The organism is Flavobacterium sp. M31R6, from assembly GCF_013284035.1.
GTDB lineage: Bacteria > Bacteroidota > Bacteroidia > Flavobacteriales > Flavobacteriaceae > Flavobacterium.
Map to the genome: position 1 here is coordinate 1868989 of NZ_CP054141.1, position 20097 is coordinate 1889085.

Below are 20097 nucleotides of genomic sequence, written 5' to 3' on the forward strand. Positions count from 1 at the left end.
TGTTTTTTTGTGTTAAATCTCAGGTTCTGAATCGGGCTCGGGTTCAATTTCTTTATTTATAATGTGAATATCCTGTTGTGAAAATGGTATGACAATATTGTTTTCTTTTAATGTTTTGTCAATAGCAATTATCATTTCACTCCTTGTTTCATTATCAAAATCAAAGTGGCTAATCCAGTATTTCAGAACTAAGTCAATCGAACTGTCACCAAATCTGGTAAACCAAATTGCAGGCATCGGTTTCATAAGTACATTTTCGTTTTTTTCAAGGATTTCAAAAAGTAATTTTTTGGTCAATTCTAAGTCGGTTCCGTAGGCTACACCAAATCGAATTTCTGATCTGCGACTACTGCTTCCAAGAGTCCAATTGGTTAAATTTTGATTTAATAATTCTCCGTTTGGAATGATTACATCGGCTCCGTCAAATGTTGTGACCACGCTACTTCTAATGCCGATTGATTTCATTTTTCCGGATTGTGTGCCAACTTCTATAATGTCGTCCAAACTCACTGGTTTTTCAAAAGCAATGATTAATCCACTTATTAGATTGTTCACGAGGCTTTGCATACCAAAACCAATACCAACTCCCAATGCACTAATGATTAAGGTTATTTTGTCCAAAGGAATTCCAGCAGATGCAAAAGCAAGTAAAACGCCTAAAGTCACAATGGTTATTCGGGATAGAAATAACCAGCTTCCAAAATTTTTGGTTTTGTTTTTATTTTTGATGATTTGATTGTCTGATGCCAAAAAAGAAACTACTCTTGCAAGGAAACTGGACAATAGAATCACAACAATGAATGTTAGAATATTTTCAAATGTGAACGTGATGTTTCCAATGCTTCTAGGCTCGGATATGGTATTTCTGAAAGGATCAACGAAATTTTGGAAGGTATACGTGTTTCTTATCATCAACAAAAACCAGCAGAGAAAGAGAATTAGATAAAAACCAAGGGTAAATTGATGGGGAATACCGTTTAGAGTTTTCTTCGGTTCATCTTCATCATCAGCTTCCAGAATTTTGGATATCAAATTAATTTCTTTGACTATAATAAAGGTGCTGTAGAGAGAAAACACCACTATAATAGTATAAACTGCTTTTGTCATTAAAAATTTACCTAAATTATAATGGCCGTTTAGCAAATAATAGAAGGAAAAGAATTGAAAGATGGTTGCTATAATGATATACCAGAAATAAACTTTTCTTTGAATTTGTGCCCTGTTCTTGAATGCATAAACACCTATTCCGATTCCTAAACAATTAATCGCCAAAATTAAAAAGGACTCACCAACAAAGTGAATTAAAATTATAATGTCAAAAAAGGCAACCAAATTCAATAGAAAAATTGCTACCCAAATTTTCCAAATAAAAGTATTAATCGATTTCCACATCATTATAGTCAATGCAATGGTCGATATTGTCCAAGCTATAATTGAAAAAATAAGCGGTGGCATAGGAAGAACGAATTGGTACAAATTCAGGACAGCCAAAAGGGCGGTTGCAATAGGGCTGTTTAGAATATATATATTAAATAACATATTTTTTTCATATCCCAAATCAAGGAATTTTCTCTTTTGCAATTTAAAATATACTGCTGTGCCGATTATTAGAATCAGCATCATTAGAATCGAATTTTTATTGTTTATCAAATAAAAATATAGTACCAAATAGTTGGTTTTTAATGAAAAGGTCAGAGGGTCTTCAATCATTAACTTTTTAATGTCAAGGCGTTCAAAAACAGGAACTTTTTTTGTGAATAATTGATCCACTTCTAATTTCCGGAGTCTGTCATTTTCAATTATGTCGGACTCAATTTTAAATTTTAATTGGTCACCCATAATCTCCAATGTTTGGATACTATCTACTGCATTTTTTAACCTTTCAGAGATTAGATTGATGTCGGTGTTCATCTTTAGAGATTGCAGACGGTAAATTTCCCTAGCAACGGAATCGATTGGGACATAATATAGATTTTTTTCAGCTACCAAGGAATCAATTTTTTCTTGTGTTCTGCTTAACTGCTGATTTTCAACGCTTATTTTTTTTAAGCGATTGCTGGTACGTTTCAATAATTCGTCAAGTAAGATGGAAGTTGAGCTAAGATTTCTGTCAGTCATTACTCTGAATTTTTTTCCAACAATTCCCTTAACGGCAAATTCTTCCCATTCTTTCAATTGATGGATTTCTGCAGTAATGTCCTTATAAGCATATCCTCTTGTTAATAGAAATTTTGCATTTTGGACTTCTAATTCAATTAAATTGAAGATTCTATTTTGTTTTTGGACTTTTTGATAGTTTATGTATTTCTCCTGTCTCGCTTTCTTCTCATTTTCTGCTTTGCTTTCAAGCATAAGCTGGTTTATTCTATTTTTGATTCCAATTTCTTTAACAATGGAATCCATTTCCTTTTTTGGGGTTTGGGCAGCAGTAGAAAGGAAGGAAATTAGAGCAAAAAAAACGAAAATAGATTTCCAACTATTGCCGTTATTTTTTTTGGTAGCGTTTATATGTTGAAAGGTAAAATTTAACATGGGCTATAGTATGTTTTTTTTTTGCATTAATTTTTTAAGAAATTAGTGTTTTAGAAACGTATTTGTAGGAATTTAAAAAAAGGGCACAATATTTATTCATCTTTTGAATCAACAGAATTACTAAAATAGTATTGCCAATACTTGTTCTTCTTACTGTTTAAATTGAAGATTAATAGATGGTTGTATGTCAAATTTAACAAAAAAATATTAATTTTTTGACAGCTGTCCCTAAAAAATAGTTTGTTATGTTGAGAGTGAATTTTTATAAATCTTAGGCATAAAAAAACCTGAACTTTCATTCAGGTTTCTATTTTATCATTTTCCTATCTCTTGAATCGAGTCCGATTCATAAATTATAAATCCTTTGTTGTCTTGTTGAGCTATTGCAAAAAGAGCCTTGGCAACTTTGGCACTTTCTATAGGTTTGTATTTTTTCATATTTCCAACAAACATAAAAGAGAATGCTTTCATGAAAAAAGTGCCTACTTTTTCACCTAATCTGAATTCTGTTCGATTGCCTAAAAGGAGTGAGGGTCTTAGAATGCTTACTTTTTCAAGTGTTGAAAATTTAAGAAAATTCTCAATTTCACCTTTCGTTTTCAAATAAAAATTAGATGAAGTTGCGTCTGCTCCAAGTGAAGATATAATCAGAAACTGGTTTATTTTTTTTTCTGCAGCAATTTTTGCGAACTGCATTGGATACTCATAATCGACTTTTCGAAAAGCTTCTTTGCTTCCAGCTTTGTTTATGGTTGTTCCAATGGTGCAAAAGAAATCATCACCTTCAATCAAATCGTGATAATTTTCGGGTTTGTCAAAATCAATAATGTGTTGCTTTAATTTAGGGTGTTGAATACCTGTATCTCTTTTTACGAAAGTGATAATCTTTGAATATTGATCACTTTCCAAAAGAAGTTGTAGTAATTGTGAACCGATAAGTCCAGTGCTACCTATTATTAAAGCTGTTTTCAAAATGGATTACGATTTTTTGTTTTTTCCAAAGTTATATTTAACTTTCTCTACAACTGGTGTTTTTGAATTCCCTTTTGGGTATTGTTTTTTTGCAGGTTTTTTTGCCGTACTAGATTTTCCAGGAGCTTGATCACCTCTTGCTCTTTCTTCATCTTTTGCTTTTGGTTTAAATTCAGCTCTTTTTGAATCACTTTCTTTTGCTGGAATTTGAGCTTTGTGTTTGGCCAAAACATCATTCGGGTTTTTAGGATTTTCTTTGGTTCCTCTCAAGTGAATTACCAATCCGTTTAGGAAATTACGTAAAACCTGATCTCCGCATTCCATGTAATTTTCGTGTTTTTCATCACGGAAAAAAGCACCCAATTCTGATTTTGTAATTCTAAAATCTACCAATTCCAAAATTTCCACTATTTGATCATCGCGTAACATCAAGGCTACTCGAAGTTTTTTGAATATATCGTTATTTGTCATTTTTTAACTATTTAAAACGCAAAGGTAAGCATTTACAAAATGAATTTCTTGATATTGTTTTCTTGACTGTAAAAACACTTTGTCAATTATTTGAAATTAGATTTAAATTCAATTATTTTTGGGATATAATAATTTGAATTATTTTCTAAAATTGTTTAACTATCTATTATAATAGTGTATCAAAGATTATTGTGAATTATGAAGAAAATTTTAATGAGTTTCGTTCTCTTTTTTGGTTTACTGTTTGCTCAAGCCCAGTCAGGTCATGAAATCAAGATTAATTTGCAGCATTGTAAAGATACCGTTGCTTATCTAGCCTTTTACCAATTTGATAAGTTGTACATTTCGGATACCTGCAAAAAAGTGGTGAACGGGAATATTGTTTTCAAAGGGAAGAATAATTTAGACAAAGGTGTTTATTTTTTACTCAGTCAGGAAAAAGGAAATTATTTTGATTTCATTATAGACGAACAAACCCAAAAACAACAAATCAATTCAGATAAAACCGATTTACTCGATAATTTAAAGGCCGTTAATTCCAAGCAAAATGAAAATTTCTTTAACTACATTCGTTTTGTGACAACCAAAAATAAAGAATTTGAGAGTTATAAAAAATCAGTGAAAGAACAGAGAAAATCTGATTCTACAGTACTTCTAACCAAGGAATTCAAAGTCTTGAATGAGGCTATTCTGGAAAATGATTTGAACACTATTGCTCAAAACAAGGGAAACTATCTTTCCGAAATAATCAATTTAAAGACTGAAAAAGTAGCCAAGGACATTCCTAAAGCCACTAACGGAAGACCAGATAGTATTTTTGCCTATAACTATTATAAAAAACATTTTTGGGATGGCGTAAATTTCCAAGACGATGCCATGTTACGCAACCCATTTTTTGCCAATAAAATCAAGCAATATTTTAATTCGGTTGTGGTACAACATCCCGATTCGATTTGTGTGGAGATTGATCGTATGATGCTCAAAACGAAACAAGGCACCAAAATGAATATGCTTTTATTGGCCTATTTTACTTCAACATATGAAATTCCAAAAATTATGGGAATGGACAAGGTGTTTGTTTATATGGTAGATAATTATTTTAAAACGGGTAAAGCCAAGGGGGTTTATGATGACAGTGTGATTAAACTTATCATAAACAGAGGCAATATTTTAGCACCATTACAACTAGGAAAGGCAGCGCCAGAGCTCTATATGATAGACATTCCGGGTCATGATAAAATTGCAAAAATGGGTTTTGATACCGCTAAAACAAGTGAGGAAATCACCAAAATCTATTATGATAATAAAACCGAAATTGAACAATCCTATGTGACTTTGTCGAGTATAAAAGCCGATTATTTGATACTTCTTTTTTGGGATGTGGACTGTGGGCATTGCCAAAAGGAAGTGCCGAAAATTCTCGAAATGTACCACGATATGCTGAAAGAAAAGAAAGATGTCAAAGTTTTCGGGGTTTATACCCAAAATGAATTCGATAAATACAAAAAATACATTATTGACAACAAAATAGATTGGATTAATGTCTATGACGGCGTCCATATCAATAATCTAAAGGATAAATACGATGTTGTGACAACGCCCGTGATTTATATTCTGGATAAAAATAAAGTCATCAAAGCTAAAGGAATTGGTTCTGAAGCCATAAAAAGCATTATTACTCAAATGGAAAAAGAATATTCTAAAAAATAAAGATTTAAGATTTTTGATTAAAGATTTAAGATTTTTGATGTGTGTTTCTAAAAGCAAAAATCTTAAATCGTTAATCTGCAATCATAAATATCAATACCCTAACCAAAGTAAAGCATCTGTAAAACCATCTCTCCATAACTTCTCATTGTGATGTCCTCCTTTTACAATTACTTTTTTGTTTAAATGCAGACAGTAGCAACGGTTTGTATTTAACAGAGTTTCCATATGATTCAGGTCGGTTACCATACTGTCATCATCCCCTTCAGAATCACCGCATAGAAAGTAGATTTTAGCCTTAATTTTTTTACTGTTTGTCATATAATCATTTATATCCTTTCGGTTAATCCAAAAAGCTGGAGAAAAGACACCCGCTTTTCCAAAAACTTTAGGGTATTTTATAACGGCATAAAATGAAGTCAAACCACCCAGAGAACTTCCCATAATAGTAGTGTTTTTGGCATTGGCTTTAGTTCGGTATTTTTTGTCAATTTCAGGCTTTAGGGTGTTAACAATAAATTCGAGATATTTATCTGCATTTCCGCCACCGTATTTTTCGTTTTTATAGGGAGTCAGTTCTTCTAATCGTTTTTCACCACCGTTTTCAATTCCTACCACAATTACTTGTGCACTCAAGCTGTCTAGTTTTTCGTCCACATTCCATTCTCCTGCAAAAGAAGTCTTGGCATCAAATAAATTCTGGGCGTCATGCATGTAAATGACGGGATATTTTTTGGTCGAAGTTTCGTAATTTTTGGGTAAGTACAACCAAATTTTTCTGCTTGTTTTTAGTTGAGGAGCTTCCATGGTAAAAGTGGAAACCTGTTTGGAAGCAGTATTCTCCTGGGCAGATGTTTTACTAAGAAATAAAAATAGCGGAATTAGGTAAATTAACTTCAAGGTGATTTTATTTTAAGATTTAAAAAAAAAGAATATTTTAGCTAAAATAAATAATTAGATGAACACACACGTAGAAAAGATCAATTTGTTGTCTGAAATGATTGCATTTTCAGTTGTTGATGGCCGATTACATGAGCGCGAATATCAATTTGTTTGGATTGTTGCCCAAGAATTAGGAATCAGTAGAAAAGAGTTCAAAGATTTATTTAATCAAGAATTACCAACTGGTGTTATAAAATCAGAATTTGAAAGGATTCAGCAATTTTATCGTTTGGCATTATTGATGCATGTTGATGGTGTTTTGCATCAAAAAGAAGAAGAAGCTATTCGTCAAATTGCCATCAATATGGGATTAAATCCAAGTGCTACCAATCGTATTCTAAAATTAATGAAAGCATCTCCCAATACTATGATTCCTCCAGAAGTATTATTGGATCATTTTCAGGAACAACATAATTAATGATTTTTTGCTTGTAAAGCTTTAATCTCATCACGCAGTTTCGCAGCTTGCATAAAGTCCAAATCTTTTGCTGATTTTTCCATTGCTTTTCGTTTTTCGCGAATGAGTTTTTCCAAATCAGGTTTGGACATATAGGCAGTTTCTGGTTCGGCGGCAACATTCATAATGTGCCCCAATTCATACTCCACCAATTTGTTGTTGGTAAAGGCGCTTTCGATTTTTTTATTTAAAGCTTGAGGAACTACATTATTCTCTAAGTTAAAATTAATTTGCTTTGTTCTTCTGTAATTTGTTTCATCAATCGTTTTTTGCATACTATTGGTGATTTTATCAGCATACATTATGGCTTTTCCGTTTAAGTTTCTTGCGGCACGACCTATGGTTTGTGTTAGTGAGCGATGGCTTCTTAAGAATCCTTCCTTGTCTGCATCGAGTATGGCTACTAATGATACCTCGGGTAAATCCAATCCTTCTCTTAGTAAATTCACTCCAATTAAAACATCAAATAATCCTTTTCGTAAATCCTGCATGATTTCGATGCGTTCCAGTGTGTCTACATCGGAGTGAATGTAGCGACAACGAATGGATACTTTAGTCAGGTATTTGGCTAGTTCTTCCGCCATTCTTTTGGTTAAAGTTGTCACCAAAACTCTTTCGTCCAATTCGCAACGGAGTTGAATTTCTTCGATCAAATCATCAATTTGGTTCAAGCTAGGACGAATTTCTATTATTGGATCCAATAAACCTGTTGGGCGTATCACTTGTTCAACATATACACCATCACATTTTTGCAATTCATAGTCGGCAGGAGTGGCAGAAACATAGATGACTTGGTTTTGCATTGCCTCAAATTCGTCAAATTTTAATGGACGATTGTCCATTGCGGCCGGCAGTCGGAATCCATACTCCACTAAATTTTCTTTTCGACTTCTGTCTCCTCCATACATCGCTTGTACTTGTGAAATGGTTACGTGGCTTTCATCAACGACCATCAAAAAATCTTTTGGAAAATAGTCCAATAAACAGAAAGGTCTCGATCCTGCTTCTCTTCCGTCCAAATAGCGTGAATAGTTTTCGATACCAGAACAATAGCCCAATTCCCGAATCATTTCGAGATCAAAATTGGTGCGTTCTTCGAGCCTTTTGGCTTCAAGATGTTTGCCTATTTCCTTGAAATAATCAACTTGTTTGACCAAATCCTGTTGTATCTCCCAAATCGCATTTTGCAACACATCAGGAGAGGTTACAAACATATTGGCGGGATATATAGTGAGTTTTTCGTATCGTTCAATGACTTTGGACGTTTTGACATCGAAGCTTTCTATTTCTTCTATTTCGTCTCCAAAAAAGTGAATTCTAAATGCATCATCCGCATAACTTGGATATACTTCAACCGTATCGCCTTTTATGCGAAAATTTCCGGGAGTAAAATCGGCTTCGGTTCTGGAATACAGACTTTGAACCAAACTTTTCAATAATTTGGTTCGGGAAATCATTTGATTTTTCTCTACAGCAATAACGTTCTTTTGAAATTCAACGGGATTTCCGATACCGTAGATACAAGAAACGGAAGCAATGACTATTATGTCTCTTCGACCAGAAAGAAGGGAAGAGGTGGTGCTTAATCGCATTTTTTCCAGTTCTTCATTGATGGACAAATCTTTCTCGATGAAAACGCCGGTGACTGGCATAAAAGCTTCGGGTTGGTAATAATCGTAATAGGATACGAAATATTCCACGGCATTATTGGGGAAAAACTGTTTGAACTCCGAATATAATTGTGCAGCTAAGGTTTTGTTGTGTGCCAAAACTAAAGTGGGACGTTGTATTTCCTGTATAACATTGGCCACCGTAAATGTTTTTCCGGAACCGGTAACCCCAAGCAAAGTTTGGAATTGTTCACCATCCAGCAAGCCTTGAGTTAATTTTTCAATGGCCTGTGGTTGATCCCCTTTGGGTTGGTATTCGGATATGACTTGGAAATTCATTTGTTTAATATTTTCAATCGTTTAGGATCTTGTCTCGTATCCCAAACGGATAGAATTATAATGTGAGTTTTATTTATTTCATAGAAAACATAATAGTTTTCAATTAATAAACCGCGAACATTTATGAAATCGGTTTTTTTGCCAATATTTGGTTGTTGGAGAAGTATTTTTAATCCGGTTTGAATTAGTGTGTTTAATTTTAAGGAATAGAATTTACTTTTATTTCTAAAATTAAAATATTCAAAAATTGCTTTTAATTGAAGTTTCGCAGATGATGTCCAAACTATTCTTCTCGCAACCATCTTTCCATTTCTTCATTTACGGAATCATTATCAAAATAATTTCCTTCTAAATATTCCTTTTGAGAATTTTGGATTTCCTTTTTTTGTTGTTCAGTAAGAATTATTATTTTTTGAGAACCTTGATTATAGCTTTCAATGCTTTTCGATTTACTGTCCAATATTGTATTTATTGCTGACAAAAAAACTTCATCATCAATTTCGGAAATTTTAGAAATCAATATATTTTTTAATTCAATTGTGCTCATAAGAAATGAATTTATACAAATTTAATCAAAAGAGTGTTAGGAATAGTAGAACTTCTAATTTTTCTATTGAGTTTTATCGTTGAATTCTAGCTGGCTTATGATTTTTATGAATTCATTATGTAAGCCAAGAGGAGGGGAATAATTTGAATTTTGGTTTACTTTAAAAAATCAACAATAATTTCATTTACGTCTTTAGATTGATCCATGCTCAAAAAATGACCTGCATTTTTAATAATTTCTGTTTTGTCGTTACTTAAAAATTCGTTGGCACGCAACAGACTTTTCTCTGAATTGATGACATCATGATCTCCAATAAGTACTAAAACAGGTATTGTTATCATTTTTAATTCCTCATCAGAAAAGGGTTGCATCTGTAAAATACTGGCATTGGATTTGGAATATTTGTTAGCCAAATAAAATTGTTTTTTATAGACAGGATTAATTTTATCTGGGTAGTAAGAAAATGCACTTAATGTTTTTTTGAGTTTCTTTTTGTTTGGAAAAAATTTTAAAAATAGTGCTGATGATGCTTTTCCCTTTTGATCAACATTATTAAAAGTCTGGGCTGGACTTATCAATACGAGTTTGTCAATTTTGCTATTTTTTTGGATTGTCAATAAAGTGGCAATCCAACCTCCTCGTGAGGCTCCTATTATATCGAAATTTTTGAATTTATAATAGTTAAAAATTTGAGTGTACCAATTTACGATTTCATCAGTGGAGAGTGAATTTCCTTTAAATTCAGATTTTCCAGCTTCCAATAAGAAATCAACGGCGTATACGCGATGGTTTTTTGATAGTGCTGCGCTGTTGGGGAACCACATAGTAGAACTAGCATCCATACCATGAAGCAAAAGCAATGGTTTGGCATCTTTTGGGCCACTAATAATGATATGAGCCTTGCCAAAACTGGTTGCTACGTATTCTTCTTTATAAGGAACTTTCCAAAGTTGTAATGACTTATTGTAAGAGTTAATGTATTGTGTTTTTTCTTTTTTTCTTTTAAAAACGTATTCGTCAATTTTCTTCTCCTTGGATACGCTACAGCTTATAAGTAGAACAAATACAATGATTTTGGATACTAATTTATACATAGCGATTAAGTTGAATTTTTTTAAATGTAGTGAAAGCAAATCGTTTTTTAGCTTTTCTTACTGCTTTAAATAGTGATTCAAACTTAAAAGTGAAAATCAGTTTTTACAAATATTAAAATTTCCAAGCTTTTTGTTGTGCTTCACTCATAAAAGTCCATGCAACGATTCGGCTTGTTTTTTGACCTTGGGCCATTTCTATTGTTTTATGAATAGCCGCGACATTGTTTAAGGTTTTGTATATTGTATTCAAATTGGATTGTTTTGATACTAATGTAGTAAACCAAAGACATTGCATAGGATATTTGGCGCTTTCATAAATCATTTGCTTGATAAAGCCTAATTCACCGCCTTCACACCACAATTCAGCATTTTGTCCGCCAAAATTAAGTATTGGTTTTGCGGCTTTTGGAGCATTTGGAGTAAGATTGTTAACTTTTCGAAGACTGCTTTTTGTTGCTTCTTCGGATGAAGAATGAAAAGGAGGATTGCAGATGGTAAACGTGAATCGATCCTCGGGAGCTATAATGTTTTTGAAAATAAAACGAGAATTTATCTGTAATTGCAGACTTATTGCTTCTGCCAATTTTGGATTGTGTTCGATGATTTTTTTACAATTTTGAATTGCATTTTCATCGATATCAGTTCCTACAAATGACCAGCCATAAATAGCATTTCCTAATATTGGATAAATACAATTGGCTCCAATACCAATGTCGAGACCCATAATGGTTTCTCCCTGTGGAATTACGCCATTATTTGTTGTAGCCAATAAATCTGCGAGGTAATGAATATAGTCGGCTCTACCTGGAATTGGCGGGCATAAAAAATCAGCTGGGATATCCCAGTTTTGAATATCGTAATTGGTGATTAATAAAGCCTTATTAAGCGCTTTTACCGCATCGGGATTACTAAAGTCAATCGTTTCTATGTTGTGTTCATTAACGAAAACAAAATCTCCCAATTCGGGGTGATTTAGTGTTAATAGTTCAAAGTTATATCCAAATCGGTGAAGATTTTTTGGATGTAAAGTTGTCTTTTCGGTATTCTTTGTAGATTTCATTTCCTAAATTTCGCTGCAAAGATAGTCAATCCTTTCTTGTAATTGATAAAACACCTATTTGCAGCTGTTTTTGTTTGTTATTATTACAATAATCAAGCCAAAGTATTTGATATGTAGTTGGTTGTATTTTTTGTGCTGTGATAAATAGATTGTTTTTTGTACTGTTTTTTTTAAAATGAGTACAAATTTGAATAGTTTTTACTGTATTGAAAACTAGAATTTTACTAATCGATGCATTCCATTAATAGCAAATCGCCATCGTTGTGGTTGATGGTTACAATTCCGTCATGGGCAACTTCGTTGCTGCTTCCTGTTCTGTACCCCATAGTCAAGGTGTCATTTTCTAAAGGATACACTAAATTTTTAGAATATATTCCGTTGACAATTCCAATGGGAATTAATGAAATAGGCGTTCCTGCAGTGTACCATTTTTCAAATTTATTGGGAAGCAAAAATATTTTGGAGTGATCGTCCAGAATGACGATTTTAATTAAATTTCGATAGCGAACTATATTCGTGAGATTGGTAATCGTGTGGTCAGCTCTTTTTCCTGTGGCCCAAACTACATTTACGGCAGGAATTTTTCTTTCGATTAAATAATCCAATGCTTTTTCTAGATCAGTTTTGTTTTGATCTGGTGTATGAACAATTTCCAATGGATATTGTGAAGTTTGATATTTTTCAGGATCAAAACCACGGTCAAAATCACCCAGCAGTACATCAATTTTAATGTCCAATTGCATGACGCGTTCTATGGCCGAGTCCAACACAATTACTAATGGAGACCATTCGAGTAATTGTCCCAGTAATTCTGGATGACATGCTGCTCCGTTTGCAATTATTAAAGCGGGTTCTTGGTCGTCGCGAACGATATGATGTGAAGACATTTTAGATTTTAGATTTTAGAATGCAGATTTTAGATTTTAGATTTTTTGAATTGTAGAAAAACTAAATGTCCAAAAGCAGTTTATTTTCTTTTTATAGTAATAGTTCAGTTTCTATTTTTTTTGTAAATGTATGAAAAACAAAAATTAGTTAATTATTAATCTAAAATCTGAATTCTAAAATCATCAATTCCTTATTGAATTGTGTATTCTTTCGAATCGCTTTCGCTTACCGAAAAATAACCTAAAGGATAATTGTCGGGATTGGTGGTGTTGACTACGTTACCTCTGACCGTGGATGGAGGAGACTGAAACGGACCGCCACCGTTTTGTCCCGCTAGGCTGATAATAATACTCATGTAGTTGTAATAACTTTTAGAAATTCCCAAATGGGTAACGTTGACTTTTTCACCCACTTTTAAAGAGTCATTTTGGGAGATACTAAAAAATTCATTTCCGTTAAAAAAGGTGTCATCGTCCGTATAGAGATTTGTTGTTTTTTGATTTTTATAATTATAGCGGTATAAATAGAAATTGATTTCGTCGGCAGGGTCATTAAAATAGGCTTTGACCTCAATGTCTTTTCCGCTAAATCCACCATTATTATTTTGTGTAAACTTTGTAATCGCCGCCACTGGGTACATTTTTTCGGTGGCAGTATATGTTTCTCCATTTGTTTTAATGGTTAAGGTATAGGTTTCATTTAGTTGAGGTTCAAAATTAGAACAAACATACATTCCTGTTTTTGGGTTTTCAATAAAATTAAAAATCTTATTGGAACTATTTGTCACAGTCACAACTGCCCCGGAGACCACAGGAATTACGTTCTCGAAATAACCTGTTGTCGTGGTTAGTTTTATGTATTGGACGCTTCCTTCTGTCCCTTTTTGCCAATTGATTGCCGCTTCAACAGCCAATCTAGGAGCCGCAGTATCTACATCTACTTTTATAACATCTTCACAGCCTGTGCATACAATGGCGACGATTATTATTAGGGTTGCGATTAATTTTTTCATCGGTTCTATGTTTTAGTTCTCGTCTAATGAGAATATTTTTAAAATTTGAAATTATAACTTACAGCTGGCACGATACCAAAAATGGATGTTTTCACGGCTTCGTTTGCACCTGTGTCCAGATTTTCCCTAAAGGCAATTGAAGCAGCATTTTTTCTATTGTAAACGTTGTAAATGCTGAAAACCCATTCGCTTCTCCAATTTTTATTGTAATTTGGTTTTGGAGTTAATGTGGCCGAAATATCCAAATGATTAAAAGACGGTAATCGTTCCTTATTTCGCAATCCGTAAATTGGGATGGTCATTCCCAGATATTGGTACTGTCCGTTTGGATAAGTGGTAGGCTGTCCCGTTTGATAAATAAAGTTGGCGCCGAAAGCCCATTTTGGATTTAGATAATAAGAACCGGTAACGGCTAGATTGTTGACTTTATCATAAGCCGTATTGTACCATTGACCATTATTTATTCCAGTTTCTTCGGGCGTTCGTCCGGGCGTTTGTTGTTCGGATTTGGAAAGGGTATAGGATATCCAACCCGTTAGTTTTCCTTCGTTCTTTTTTAGCATCAGTTCGAGACCATAAGAGCGTAATTGTCCGTTCAATAAAACTTGCTCAATTGCTTTATTGGCAATTAAGTTGGCTCCATCAATATAATCCAATCTGTTTTGTACTTCTTTATAAAAACCACTAACTTCGGTGGAATAGGCTCCTTCTTTGAATTTTTTAAAATAACCCAAGGCTACTTGATCGGCAATTTGAGGTTTGATATAGGTGCCGCTCGGAGTCCATACATCCAACGGAGTAGGTGAGGATGTATTCGAAATTAACTGTAAGTACTGAACCATTCGGTTGTAACTCGCTTGAAAAGACTGGTTTTCATTGAGCTGATAATTGACGCTTAATCGAGGTTCCAAATAGTCGAAGCTTCTAATTACTTCGTTTTTGCTGTACTGTTTTGTACCAATAGGAGTTGCTTTTTCATAGATTTGAAATTGTGAATTGAACAATACAGGATTGTTATTCTCATATAAATTCACCGTTGAAGAGCCTACATTGTAAAATAAACTGTAACGTAATCCATAATTGATATCAATTCGTTCGGTTATTTTTTGCTCAGCATTGATATAAATTGCAGGTTCATATGCATATTTTTTTTCGAGTTGGTCAGGATTAATTCCCGAGTCAGGACTTGAAGGTTTTATGGTTCCTGGATTGAATTCGTAATAGATACCATTTACCCCGAAATTCAATTTTAATTTGTCTGAAACATAACTTCTGAAATCGTATTTAATGTTGAAGTTCTTAATACCCGATCTCCATTCGAAACCAACAAAATCAAGATCCAAACCATAGTAATAATCACTAAAAATAGCAGATAGGTTTGAGAAAAGTTTTTCAGAAAACAAATGATTCCAACGGGTATTGAAAGTGGTATTTCCGTATATATTCGTAAAACTTTTATTTATTGCAAATACATCTCGACCAAAATAGCCCGACATGTATAAGTTATTATTTGGAGTTAATTTATAGCTTAGTTTTGCATTCAAATCATAAAAATAGGCAGCGTTGTCTTTTTGATCTTCGGATAGTTTTAGAAATAAATGTGCATAGGAAGCTCGGCCGGCGATAAGAAAAGAGCCTTTATTTTTTACTATGGGTCCCTCGGCCAAAAGGCGGCTGGTTATCAACCCAATTCCACCACTCATGTGGAAATCGTTACTGTTTCCGTCTTTTTGATATATGTCCAAAACCGAAGATGCCCTTCCTCCATAACGGGCTGGAATTCCTCCTTTGTACAGTTTGATATCCTTTACGGCATCTGGATTAAAAATAGAAAAGAATCCAAAAACGTGTGAAGAGTTAAAAATACTGGCTTCATCCATCAAAATTAAATTTTGGTCGGCGCCCCCTCCGCGAACATTGAATCCAGAAGCAGCTTCACCAGCATTGGTAACACCGGGAAGCAATAAAATAGATTTGATAATATCGACTTCACCCAGTACTACCGGCATTTTTTTAATTGTTGCCACCGAAAGTTTGTTTACACCCATTTCGGGTTTTCGGTTTTCGGTTTGGCTATCGTTGCTATTGATAATGACTTCTTTCAGAACATTTTCACTACCCGTCAATTTGAAATTCATTTTGGTATTTTTATCCAAATTGACTGTCTCCTCGGTAGTCTGAAACCCTATTGATGTGATTTGAATTTTATAGACACCTTTTGGCAATGTGATGGAATAAAAGCCGTACTCATTTGTAATAACTCCAGTTTTTAATTCAGGAATCGAAACGTTGACCCCAATTAATGTTTCATTACTATTGCTGTCCGAGATGGTTCCGCTAAGTGTGAACTTCTGTTTATTCGATTCGTTATTGCTCGTATCCTGCGAAAAAGTGTAAAAAGAAGTGAGCAGTAAAAGGAATAAGTAAATAATTTTCTTTGAAATCATTGTTTTGGTTTTGAATTACAAATGTCATTAAATCGGAGGTCAATTCGTACATAACATATGTTAATGTATCGTTAATAACGCTTGTTTGTTTTGATTTTGTATTGTTCGAAATAAAAATTATATGGAGCGAATGAATAGGCTTTATCAGGAAACAAAGTTCCTGCTGCCCGCTAAATTCCATCTCGTAGAAAAAAGGAGATGGGATACCGCTTGCATCAGGGCTTATATTTCTAACTGCGTCAAAGATGTGAGCCTCGATTGCTTCACTATGGTTTTATTTTTATAGGAGTTTAGTCAACTTTTTTTGAAGTGGAAATCCTTATAAGTCGGGGTTCGGCTTTCGGCATCGCGTGCTGGACTGTATTTCCAAAAATGCCGAATCTTTCTGCTTCAAAAAATAATTGAATACAGGGTTTTAAATTCAGTGCTGATCCTTTCAATCATTGTTATCGGTCGTCTATCTCCACAAAAAAAGACAACCGTTTCTGGTTGTCTTTTGAGTATAAAATGATAGCTTTTTGAATTAAGCCAGTTTGGCTAAAATAGCATTGAAAGTTTCACTTGGACGCATTGCTTTGTCTGTCAAGGCTGGATTTGGTTGGTAATAACCACCAATATTTTGGGCTTTACCTTGAGAACCAATTAATTCGGCATTGATTTTAGATTCATTTGCAAAAAACTCAGCAGCGATAGGAGTGAATATTGCTTTCAATTCGGCGTCTTTGTCTTGAGCTGCCAAAGCTTCTGCCCAATACATTGCCAAATAGAAATGAGACCCACGGTTGTCAATTCCTCCTAATTTACGTGAAGGGGATTTGTCCGTTGCCAAGAATTTTTCGGTTGCTGTATCAAGTGTTTCAGCTAAGATAATTGCTTTTGGATTGCGTAAAGTTTGTCCCAAGTGCTCTAATGAAGCTCCTAAAGCCAAAAATTCTCCTAGTGAATCCCAACGCAAGTATCCTTCTTGGATGAATTGCTCAACGTGTTTTGGTGCCGATCCTCCTGCGCCAGTTTCAAATAAACCACCACCATTCATTAACGGAACGATAGAAAGCATTTTTGCTGAAGTTCCAACTTCCAGAATTGGGAATAAATCGGTTAAGTAATCACGCAATACGTTTCCGGTTACCGAGATAGTATCCAATCCTTTGATGATGCGCTCCAAAGTAAAGTTGGTAGCTTCAATAGGATTTAAGATTCTGATGTCTAAACCAGTTGTGTCGTAATCTTTTAAATATTTTTCTACTTTAATGATTAATTCTCTGTCGTGTGCTCTGTTGTTATCCAGCCAGAAAACAGCAGGAGTATTAGACAAACGAGCTCTGTTTACTGCTAGTTTTACCCAGTCTTGAATAGGAGCATCTTTCGCCTGACACATTCTGAAAATGTCGTTTGCTTCTACGCTTTGTTCCATCAAAACAGTTCCGTTTGTATCGATAACGCGAACAACTCCGTCTGCTTTCAATTGGAATGTTTTATCGTGAGAACCATATTCTTCGGCTTGTTGTGCCATCAATCCAACGTTAGGAACACTTCCCATCGTAGTTGGTACAAAAGCACCGTGCTTTTTACAGAAATCGATAGTAGCTGTATAAACACCAGCGTAACATCTGTCTGGGATTATTGCAACGGTATCTTGTTGTTTTCCGTCTTTATTGTACATCTGTCCGGAAGTACGGATCATAGCTGGCATTGAAGCGTCTACAATTACATCCGAAGGAACGTGAAGATTGGTAATTCCTTTATCAGAATTCACCATGGCCAAAGCTGGTCCGTTTTCGATAGCTTGAGTAATTGCAGCTTCTACTTCGGCTTGCATTGGATTCCCTGCAATTTTCGCATACACATCTCCTAGACCATTGCTGGTATTGATGTTTAATTCTGAAAATAAAGCAGCGTATTTTTGGAATACATCTGCAAAATATACTTCAACAATTGCACCAAATATAATTGGATCAGAAACTTTCATCATTGTTGCTTTCAAGTGAACTGAAAGCAAAATGTTTTGTTCTTTGGCTTCTTTTATTGTTTTAGATACAAAAGATTTCAAAGCATTCAAATGCATAACAGAACTATCAATAATTTCCCCTGATTTCAAAGGAGTACTTGCTTTAAGAACTGTAGCAGTACCATCTTTGGCAACAAATTCGATTTTTACATCAGTGGCATCTGTCAAAGTCAATGACTTTTCACTTCCGTAAAAGTCACCGCTTTCCATTGAGGCTACGTGAGTTTTTGAATCGGCAGACCAAGCACCCATAGAGTGTGGATTTGCTTTTGCGTAGTTTTTAACCGCTTTTGGAGCTCTACGATCTGAATTTCCTTCACGTAAAACTGGATTTACAGCGGATCCTAAAATTTTAGAATATTTTGCTTTGATCGCTTTTTCTTCTTCAGTTTGTGGGTCTTCTGGGAAATCCGGCAAAGCATAACCGTGTGATTGTAATTCGGCAATAGCAGCTTTCAATTGTGGAATTGACGCTGATACATTCGGTAGTTTTATGATGTTTGCTTCTGGAGTAGTCGCTAATTGACCTAATTCCAATAAAGCGTTTTTTGTTTTTTGATCTTCTTTTAAAAATTCCGAAAAATTCGAGATGATTCTTCCGGCAAGTGAAATGTCTCTAGTCTCTATTTCGATATCCGAAGTAGCAGTAAATGCCTGGACAATTGGTAGAAAAGAATAGGTTGCCAATAAAGGAGCCTCATCTGTAAGTGTGTAAAAAATTTTAGCTTTTGTTGTCATTTTTTTTATTTTTTTTAATCTAAATCACAATTTATTTAAGGCCTTTTGTAGAATTACATCGTTTGAGTTAAGGCGGGCAAAGATAAGAAATGCAGTTGTAATAGTGGTTTTATTTGTATATAAAAAAATAAATTTAAATATATATTCTGTGATATTTTTAATTTGATATTTTAAGTACCATTTGATTCTTAAATTGTGATTTTTAATGCCATAAAATTATCAAAAAAAAAGTCCCAATCTCGATTTTCATCGGTTGGGACTTTTTTATCATTAAAGAAATAGCGTAAACTATCTTCTTTTGTCTCTAATCTTAGCTTTTTTACCAGTAAGTTGTCTGAAGTAGAAAATTCTAGCTCTACGTACAGCACCTTTCTTGTTGATTTCAATTTTTTGCAAAGCTGGCAAGTTTACTGGGAAGATACGCTCAACTCCAATTGCTCCTGACATTTTACGAATTGTAAAAGTTTCTGTGTTAGCAGAACCTCTTCTTTGAATTACAACACCTTTAAAAAACTGTGTTCTTGTTTTTTCACCCTCTTTAATTTCGTAGTAAACTGTGATTGTGTCTCCAGCTCCGAATACAGGGAAATCTTTTCTTGTTACGAATTCGTCTTGAACGAATTTCATCAAATCTGCCATGATAATTTGTTTAATTATGGTTTAAATAGAGCAACATTCGCGGTTTTCGCCAGAGGTTGGTCTAATGAGGGTGCAAATGTAAAAAATAATTATGAATTGTGAATTATAAATTTTTAAATTATTTAATTGCTAGTTTATTTGAAAAAAGCCGTTATTATTAAGAGCTATTTTGTGAATTGTATTGCTAGAATAAATTAAGGAACCATTTTTGCTTGTTTTACTTTTTTTATGATTTCCGCAATTTTCTCGTCTGTTCTTGCTTTAATATCACTGTATTTGTTTATGCCCAACGATGAAGTCAACGTTTTGTCTCTTTTGTCAAATAATTTATCAATTTCTTTATCACGATTTTCTTTTGATAATTTTTTTTCGTCCAGACCAAATAATTCCAATACTAATGTGCTGTTCGCATTTCCGAAATAGGTTTTTTCATCTTCACTTAGTGCGATACCATAAGTTTTGTTGAGTTCATTCAATAAGGATGTTCTATTTATTCCTTGCGCAAAGGAAACAGCTGAAATGAAAAAAGTAATAATTAAAATTACTTTGAAGATTATTTTTTTCATGATTTATACTTTTAAAGGTTACTAAGAAGTGAACTAATTCTTGTTTAAAGTATAAATATATGAAAATT

17 protein-coding genes are annotated in these 20097 nt (G+C 33.9%); 2 read left to right on the forward strand and 15 right to left on the reverse strand.

Going from position 1 to position 20097, the window contains the following annotated elements:
- Window positions 1–12: 12 nt before the first annotated feature.
- The 3 genes from HQN62_RS07600 to HQN62_RS07610 form a co-directional block, all read right to left on the reverse strand.
- Window positions 13–2403, reverse strand: coding sequence for a mechanosensitive ion channel family protein (locus HQN62_RS07600; RefSeq protein WP_173503902.1), 2391 nt, complete (start codon window positions 2401–2403; stop codon window positions 13–15).
- Window positions 2404–2847: 444 nt separating this feature from the next.
- Window positions 2848–3504: an NAD(P)H-binding protein gene (locus HQN62_RS07605; protein ID WP_173503903.1), complete on the reverse strand. Its 657-nt coding sequence runs from the start codon at window positions 3502–3504 to the stop codon at window positions 2848–2850.
- A gap of 6 nt (window positions 3505–3510) precedes the next feature.
- Window positions 3511–3975, reverse strand: a complete 465-nt coding sequence (locus HQN62_RS07610) for a DUF1456 family protein (RefSeq protein ID WP_116795740.1) — start codon at window positions 3973–3975, stop codon at window positions 3511–3513.
- A gap of 198 nt (window positions 3976–4173) precedes the next feature.
- On the opposite strand from HQN62_RS07610, the gene HQN62_RS07615 reads away from it, so the two are divergent.
- Window positions 4174–5685 (forward strand): redoxin domain-containing protein, encoded by a 1512-nt coding sequence (locus HQN62_RS07615; RefSeq protein WP_173503904.1) that lies wholly within the window; start codon window positions 4174–4176, stop codon window positions 5683–5685.
- Between the two features lie 90 nt (window positions 5686–5775).
- On the opposite strand, the gene HQN62_RS07620 is transcribed toward HQN62_RS07615, so the two are convergent.
- Window positions 5776–6582 (reverse strand): alpha/beta hydrolase, encoded by an 807-nt coding sequence (locus HQN62_RS07620; RefSeq protein WP_371811640.1) that lies wholly within the window; start codon window positions 6580–6582, stop codon window positions 5776–5778.
- Between the two features lie 58 nt (window positions 6583–6640).
- Here HQN62_RS07620 and HQN62_RS07625 point away from each other — a divergent pair, with 58 nt between their 5' ends.
- Complete coding sequence (locus tag HQN62_RS07625) at window positions 6641–7042, forward strand: TerB family tellurite resistance protein (RefSeq protein WP_173503905.1); 402 nt, start codon at window positions 6641–6643, stop codon at window positions 7040–7042.
- Here HQN62_RS07625 and uvrB read toward each other — a convergent pair.
- The 11 genes from uvrB to HQN62_RS07680 form a co-directional block, all read right to left on the reverse strand.
- Entirely contained in the window at window positions 7039–9030 is a 1992-nt protein-coding gene (gene uvrB, locus HQN62_RS07630; RefSeq protein WP_116795736.1) for an excinuclease ABC subunit UvrB, read from the reverse strand. The two genes, HQN62_RS07625 and uvrB, sit on opposite strands and share 4 nt — an antisense overlap.
- Window positions 9027–9332 (reverse strand): type II toxin-antitoxin system RelE/ParE family toxin, encoded by a 306-nt coding sequence (locus tag HQN62_RS19100; RefSeq protein WP_173503906.1) that lies wholly within the window; start codon window positions 9330–9332, stop codon window positions 9027–9029. Before HQN62_RS19100 ends, uvrB begins: the two co-directional genes overlap by 4 nt.
- Complete coding sequence (locus tag HQN62_RS07640; protein WP_173503907.1) at window positions 9314–9577, reverse strand: hypothetical protein; 264 nt, start codon at window positions 9575–9577, stop codon at window positions 9314–9316. The genes HQN62_RS19100 and HQN62_RS07640 overlap by 19 nt, the downstream gene beginning before the upstream one ends.
- A 155-nt stretch (window positions 9578–9732) precedes the next feature.
- Window positions 9733–10671, reverse strand: a complete 939-nt coding sequence (locus HQN62_RS07645; RefSeq protein WP_173503908.1) for an alpha/beta fold hydrolase — start codon at window positions 10669–10671, stop codon at window positions 9733–9735.
- Window positions 10672–10783: 112 nt separating this feature from the next.
- Entirely contained in the window at window positions 10784–11731 is a 948-nt protein-coding gene (rlmF, locus tag HQN62_RS07650) for a 23S rRNA (adenine(1618)-N(6))-methyltransferase RlmF (protein WP_116795732.1), read from the reverse strand.
- Between the two features lie 224 nt (window positions 11732–11955).
- Window positions 11956–12618, reverse strand: coding sequence for a thiamine diphosphokinase (locus HQN62_RS07655; RefSeq protein ID WP_116795730.1), 663 nt, complete (start codon window positions 12616–12618; stop codon window positions 11956–11958).
- Between the two features lie 191 nt (window positions 12619–12809).
- The gene (locus HQN62_RS07660) at window positions 12810–13631 is read right to left on the reverse strand and encodes a DUF4249 domain-containing protein (protein WP_173503909.1); all 822 of its coding nucleotides are present in this window, start codon (window positions 13629–13631) and stop codon (window positions 12810–12812) included.
- 38 nt (window positions 13632–13669) lie between these two features.
- Complete coding sequence (locus tag HQN62_RS07665; protein ID WP_173503910.1) at window positions 13670–16078, reverse strand: TonB-dependent receptor; 2409 nt, start codon at window positions 16076–16078, stop codon at window positions 13670–13672.
- Window positions 16079–16601: 523 nt separating this feature from the next.
- Window positions 16602–18824, reverse strand: coding sequence for an NADP-dependent isocitrate dehydrogenase (locus HQN62_RS07670; protein ID WP_173503911.1), 2223 nt, complete (start codon window positions 18822–18824; stop codon window positions 16602–16604).
- Window positions 18825–19112: 288 nt separating this feature from the next.
- Entirely contained in the window at window positions 19113–19463 is a 351-nt protein-coding gene (gene rplS / locus HQN62_RS07675) for a 50S ribosomal protein L19 (protein WP_077370497.1), read from the reverse strand.
- 194 nt (window positions 19464–19657) lie between these two features.
- Window positions 19658–20029 (reverse strand): hypothetical protein, encoded by a 372-nt coding sequence (locus HQN62_RS07680; RefSeq protein WP_173503912.1) that lies wholly within the window; start codon window positions 20027–20029, stop codon window positions 19658–19660.
- Between the last annotated feature and the right edge of the window lie 68 nt (window positions 20030–20097).

Excerpts from the sequence above, each read along its gene's own strand:
- HQN62_RS07600 (WP_173503902.1), bottom strand. The coding sequence starts at position 2,403 with ATGGATTCCATTGTTAAAGAAATTGGAATCAAAAATAGAATAAACCAG.
- HQN62_RS07610 (WP_116795740.1), bottom strand. The coding sequence starts at position 3,975 with ATGACAAATAACGATATATTCAAAAAACTTCGAGTAGCCTTGATGTTA.
- HQN62_RS07615 (WP_173503904.1), top strand. The coding sequence starts at position 4,174 with ATGAAGAAAATTTTAATGAGTTTCGTTCTCTTTTTTGGTTTACTGTTT.
- HQN62_RS07625 (WP_173503905.1), top strand. The coding sequence starts at position 6,641 with ATGAACACACACGTAGAAAAGATCAATTTGTTGTCTGAAATGATTGCA.
- uvrB (WP_116795736.1), bottom strand. The coding sequence starts at position 9,030 with ATGAATTTCCAAGTCATATCCGAATACCAACCCAAAGGGGATCAACCA.
- HQN62_RS19100 (WP_173503906.1), bottom strand. The coding sequence starts at position 9,332 with ATGGTTGCGAGAAGAATAGTTTGGACATCATCTGCGAAACTTCAATTA.
- HQN62_RS07640 (WP_173503907.1), bottom strand. The coding sequence starts at position 9,577 with ATGAGCACAATTGAATTAAAAAATATATTGATTTCTAAAATTTCCGAA.
- HQN62_RS07645 (WP_173503908.1), bottom strand. The coding sequence starts at position 10,671 with ATGTATAAATTAGTATCCAAAATCATTGTATTTGTTCTACTTATAAGC.
- rlmF (WP_116795732.1), bottom strand. The coding sequence starts at position 11,731 with ATGAAATCTACAAAGAATACCGAAAAGACAACTTTACATCCAAAAAAT.
- HQN62_RS07655 (WP_116795730.1), bottom strand. The coding sequence starts at position 12,618 with ATGTCTTCACATCATATCGTTCGCGACGACCAAGAACCCGCTTTAATA.
- HQN62_RS07660 (WP_173503909.1), bottom strand. The coding sequence starts at position 13,631 with ATGAAAAAATTAATCGCAACCCTAATAATAATCGTCGCCATTGTATGC.
- HQN62_RS07665 (WP_173503910.1), bottom strand. The coding sequence starts at position 16,078 with ATGATTTCAAAGAAAATTATTTACTTATTCCTTTTACTGCTCACTTCT.
- HQN62_RS07670 (WP_173503911.1), bottom strand. The coding sequence starts at position 18,824 with ATGACAACAAAAGCTAAAATTTTTTACACACTTACAGATGAGGCTCCT.
- rplS (WP_077370497.1), bottom strand. The coding sequence starts at position 19,463 with ATGGCAGATTTGATGAAATTCGTTCAAGACGAATTCGTAACAAGAAAA.
- HQN62_RS07680 (WP_173503912.1), bottom strand. The coding sequence starts at position 20,029 with ATGAAAAAAATAATCTTCAAAGTAATTTTAATTATTACTTTTTTCATT.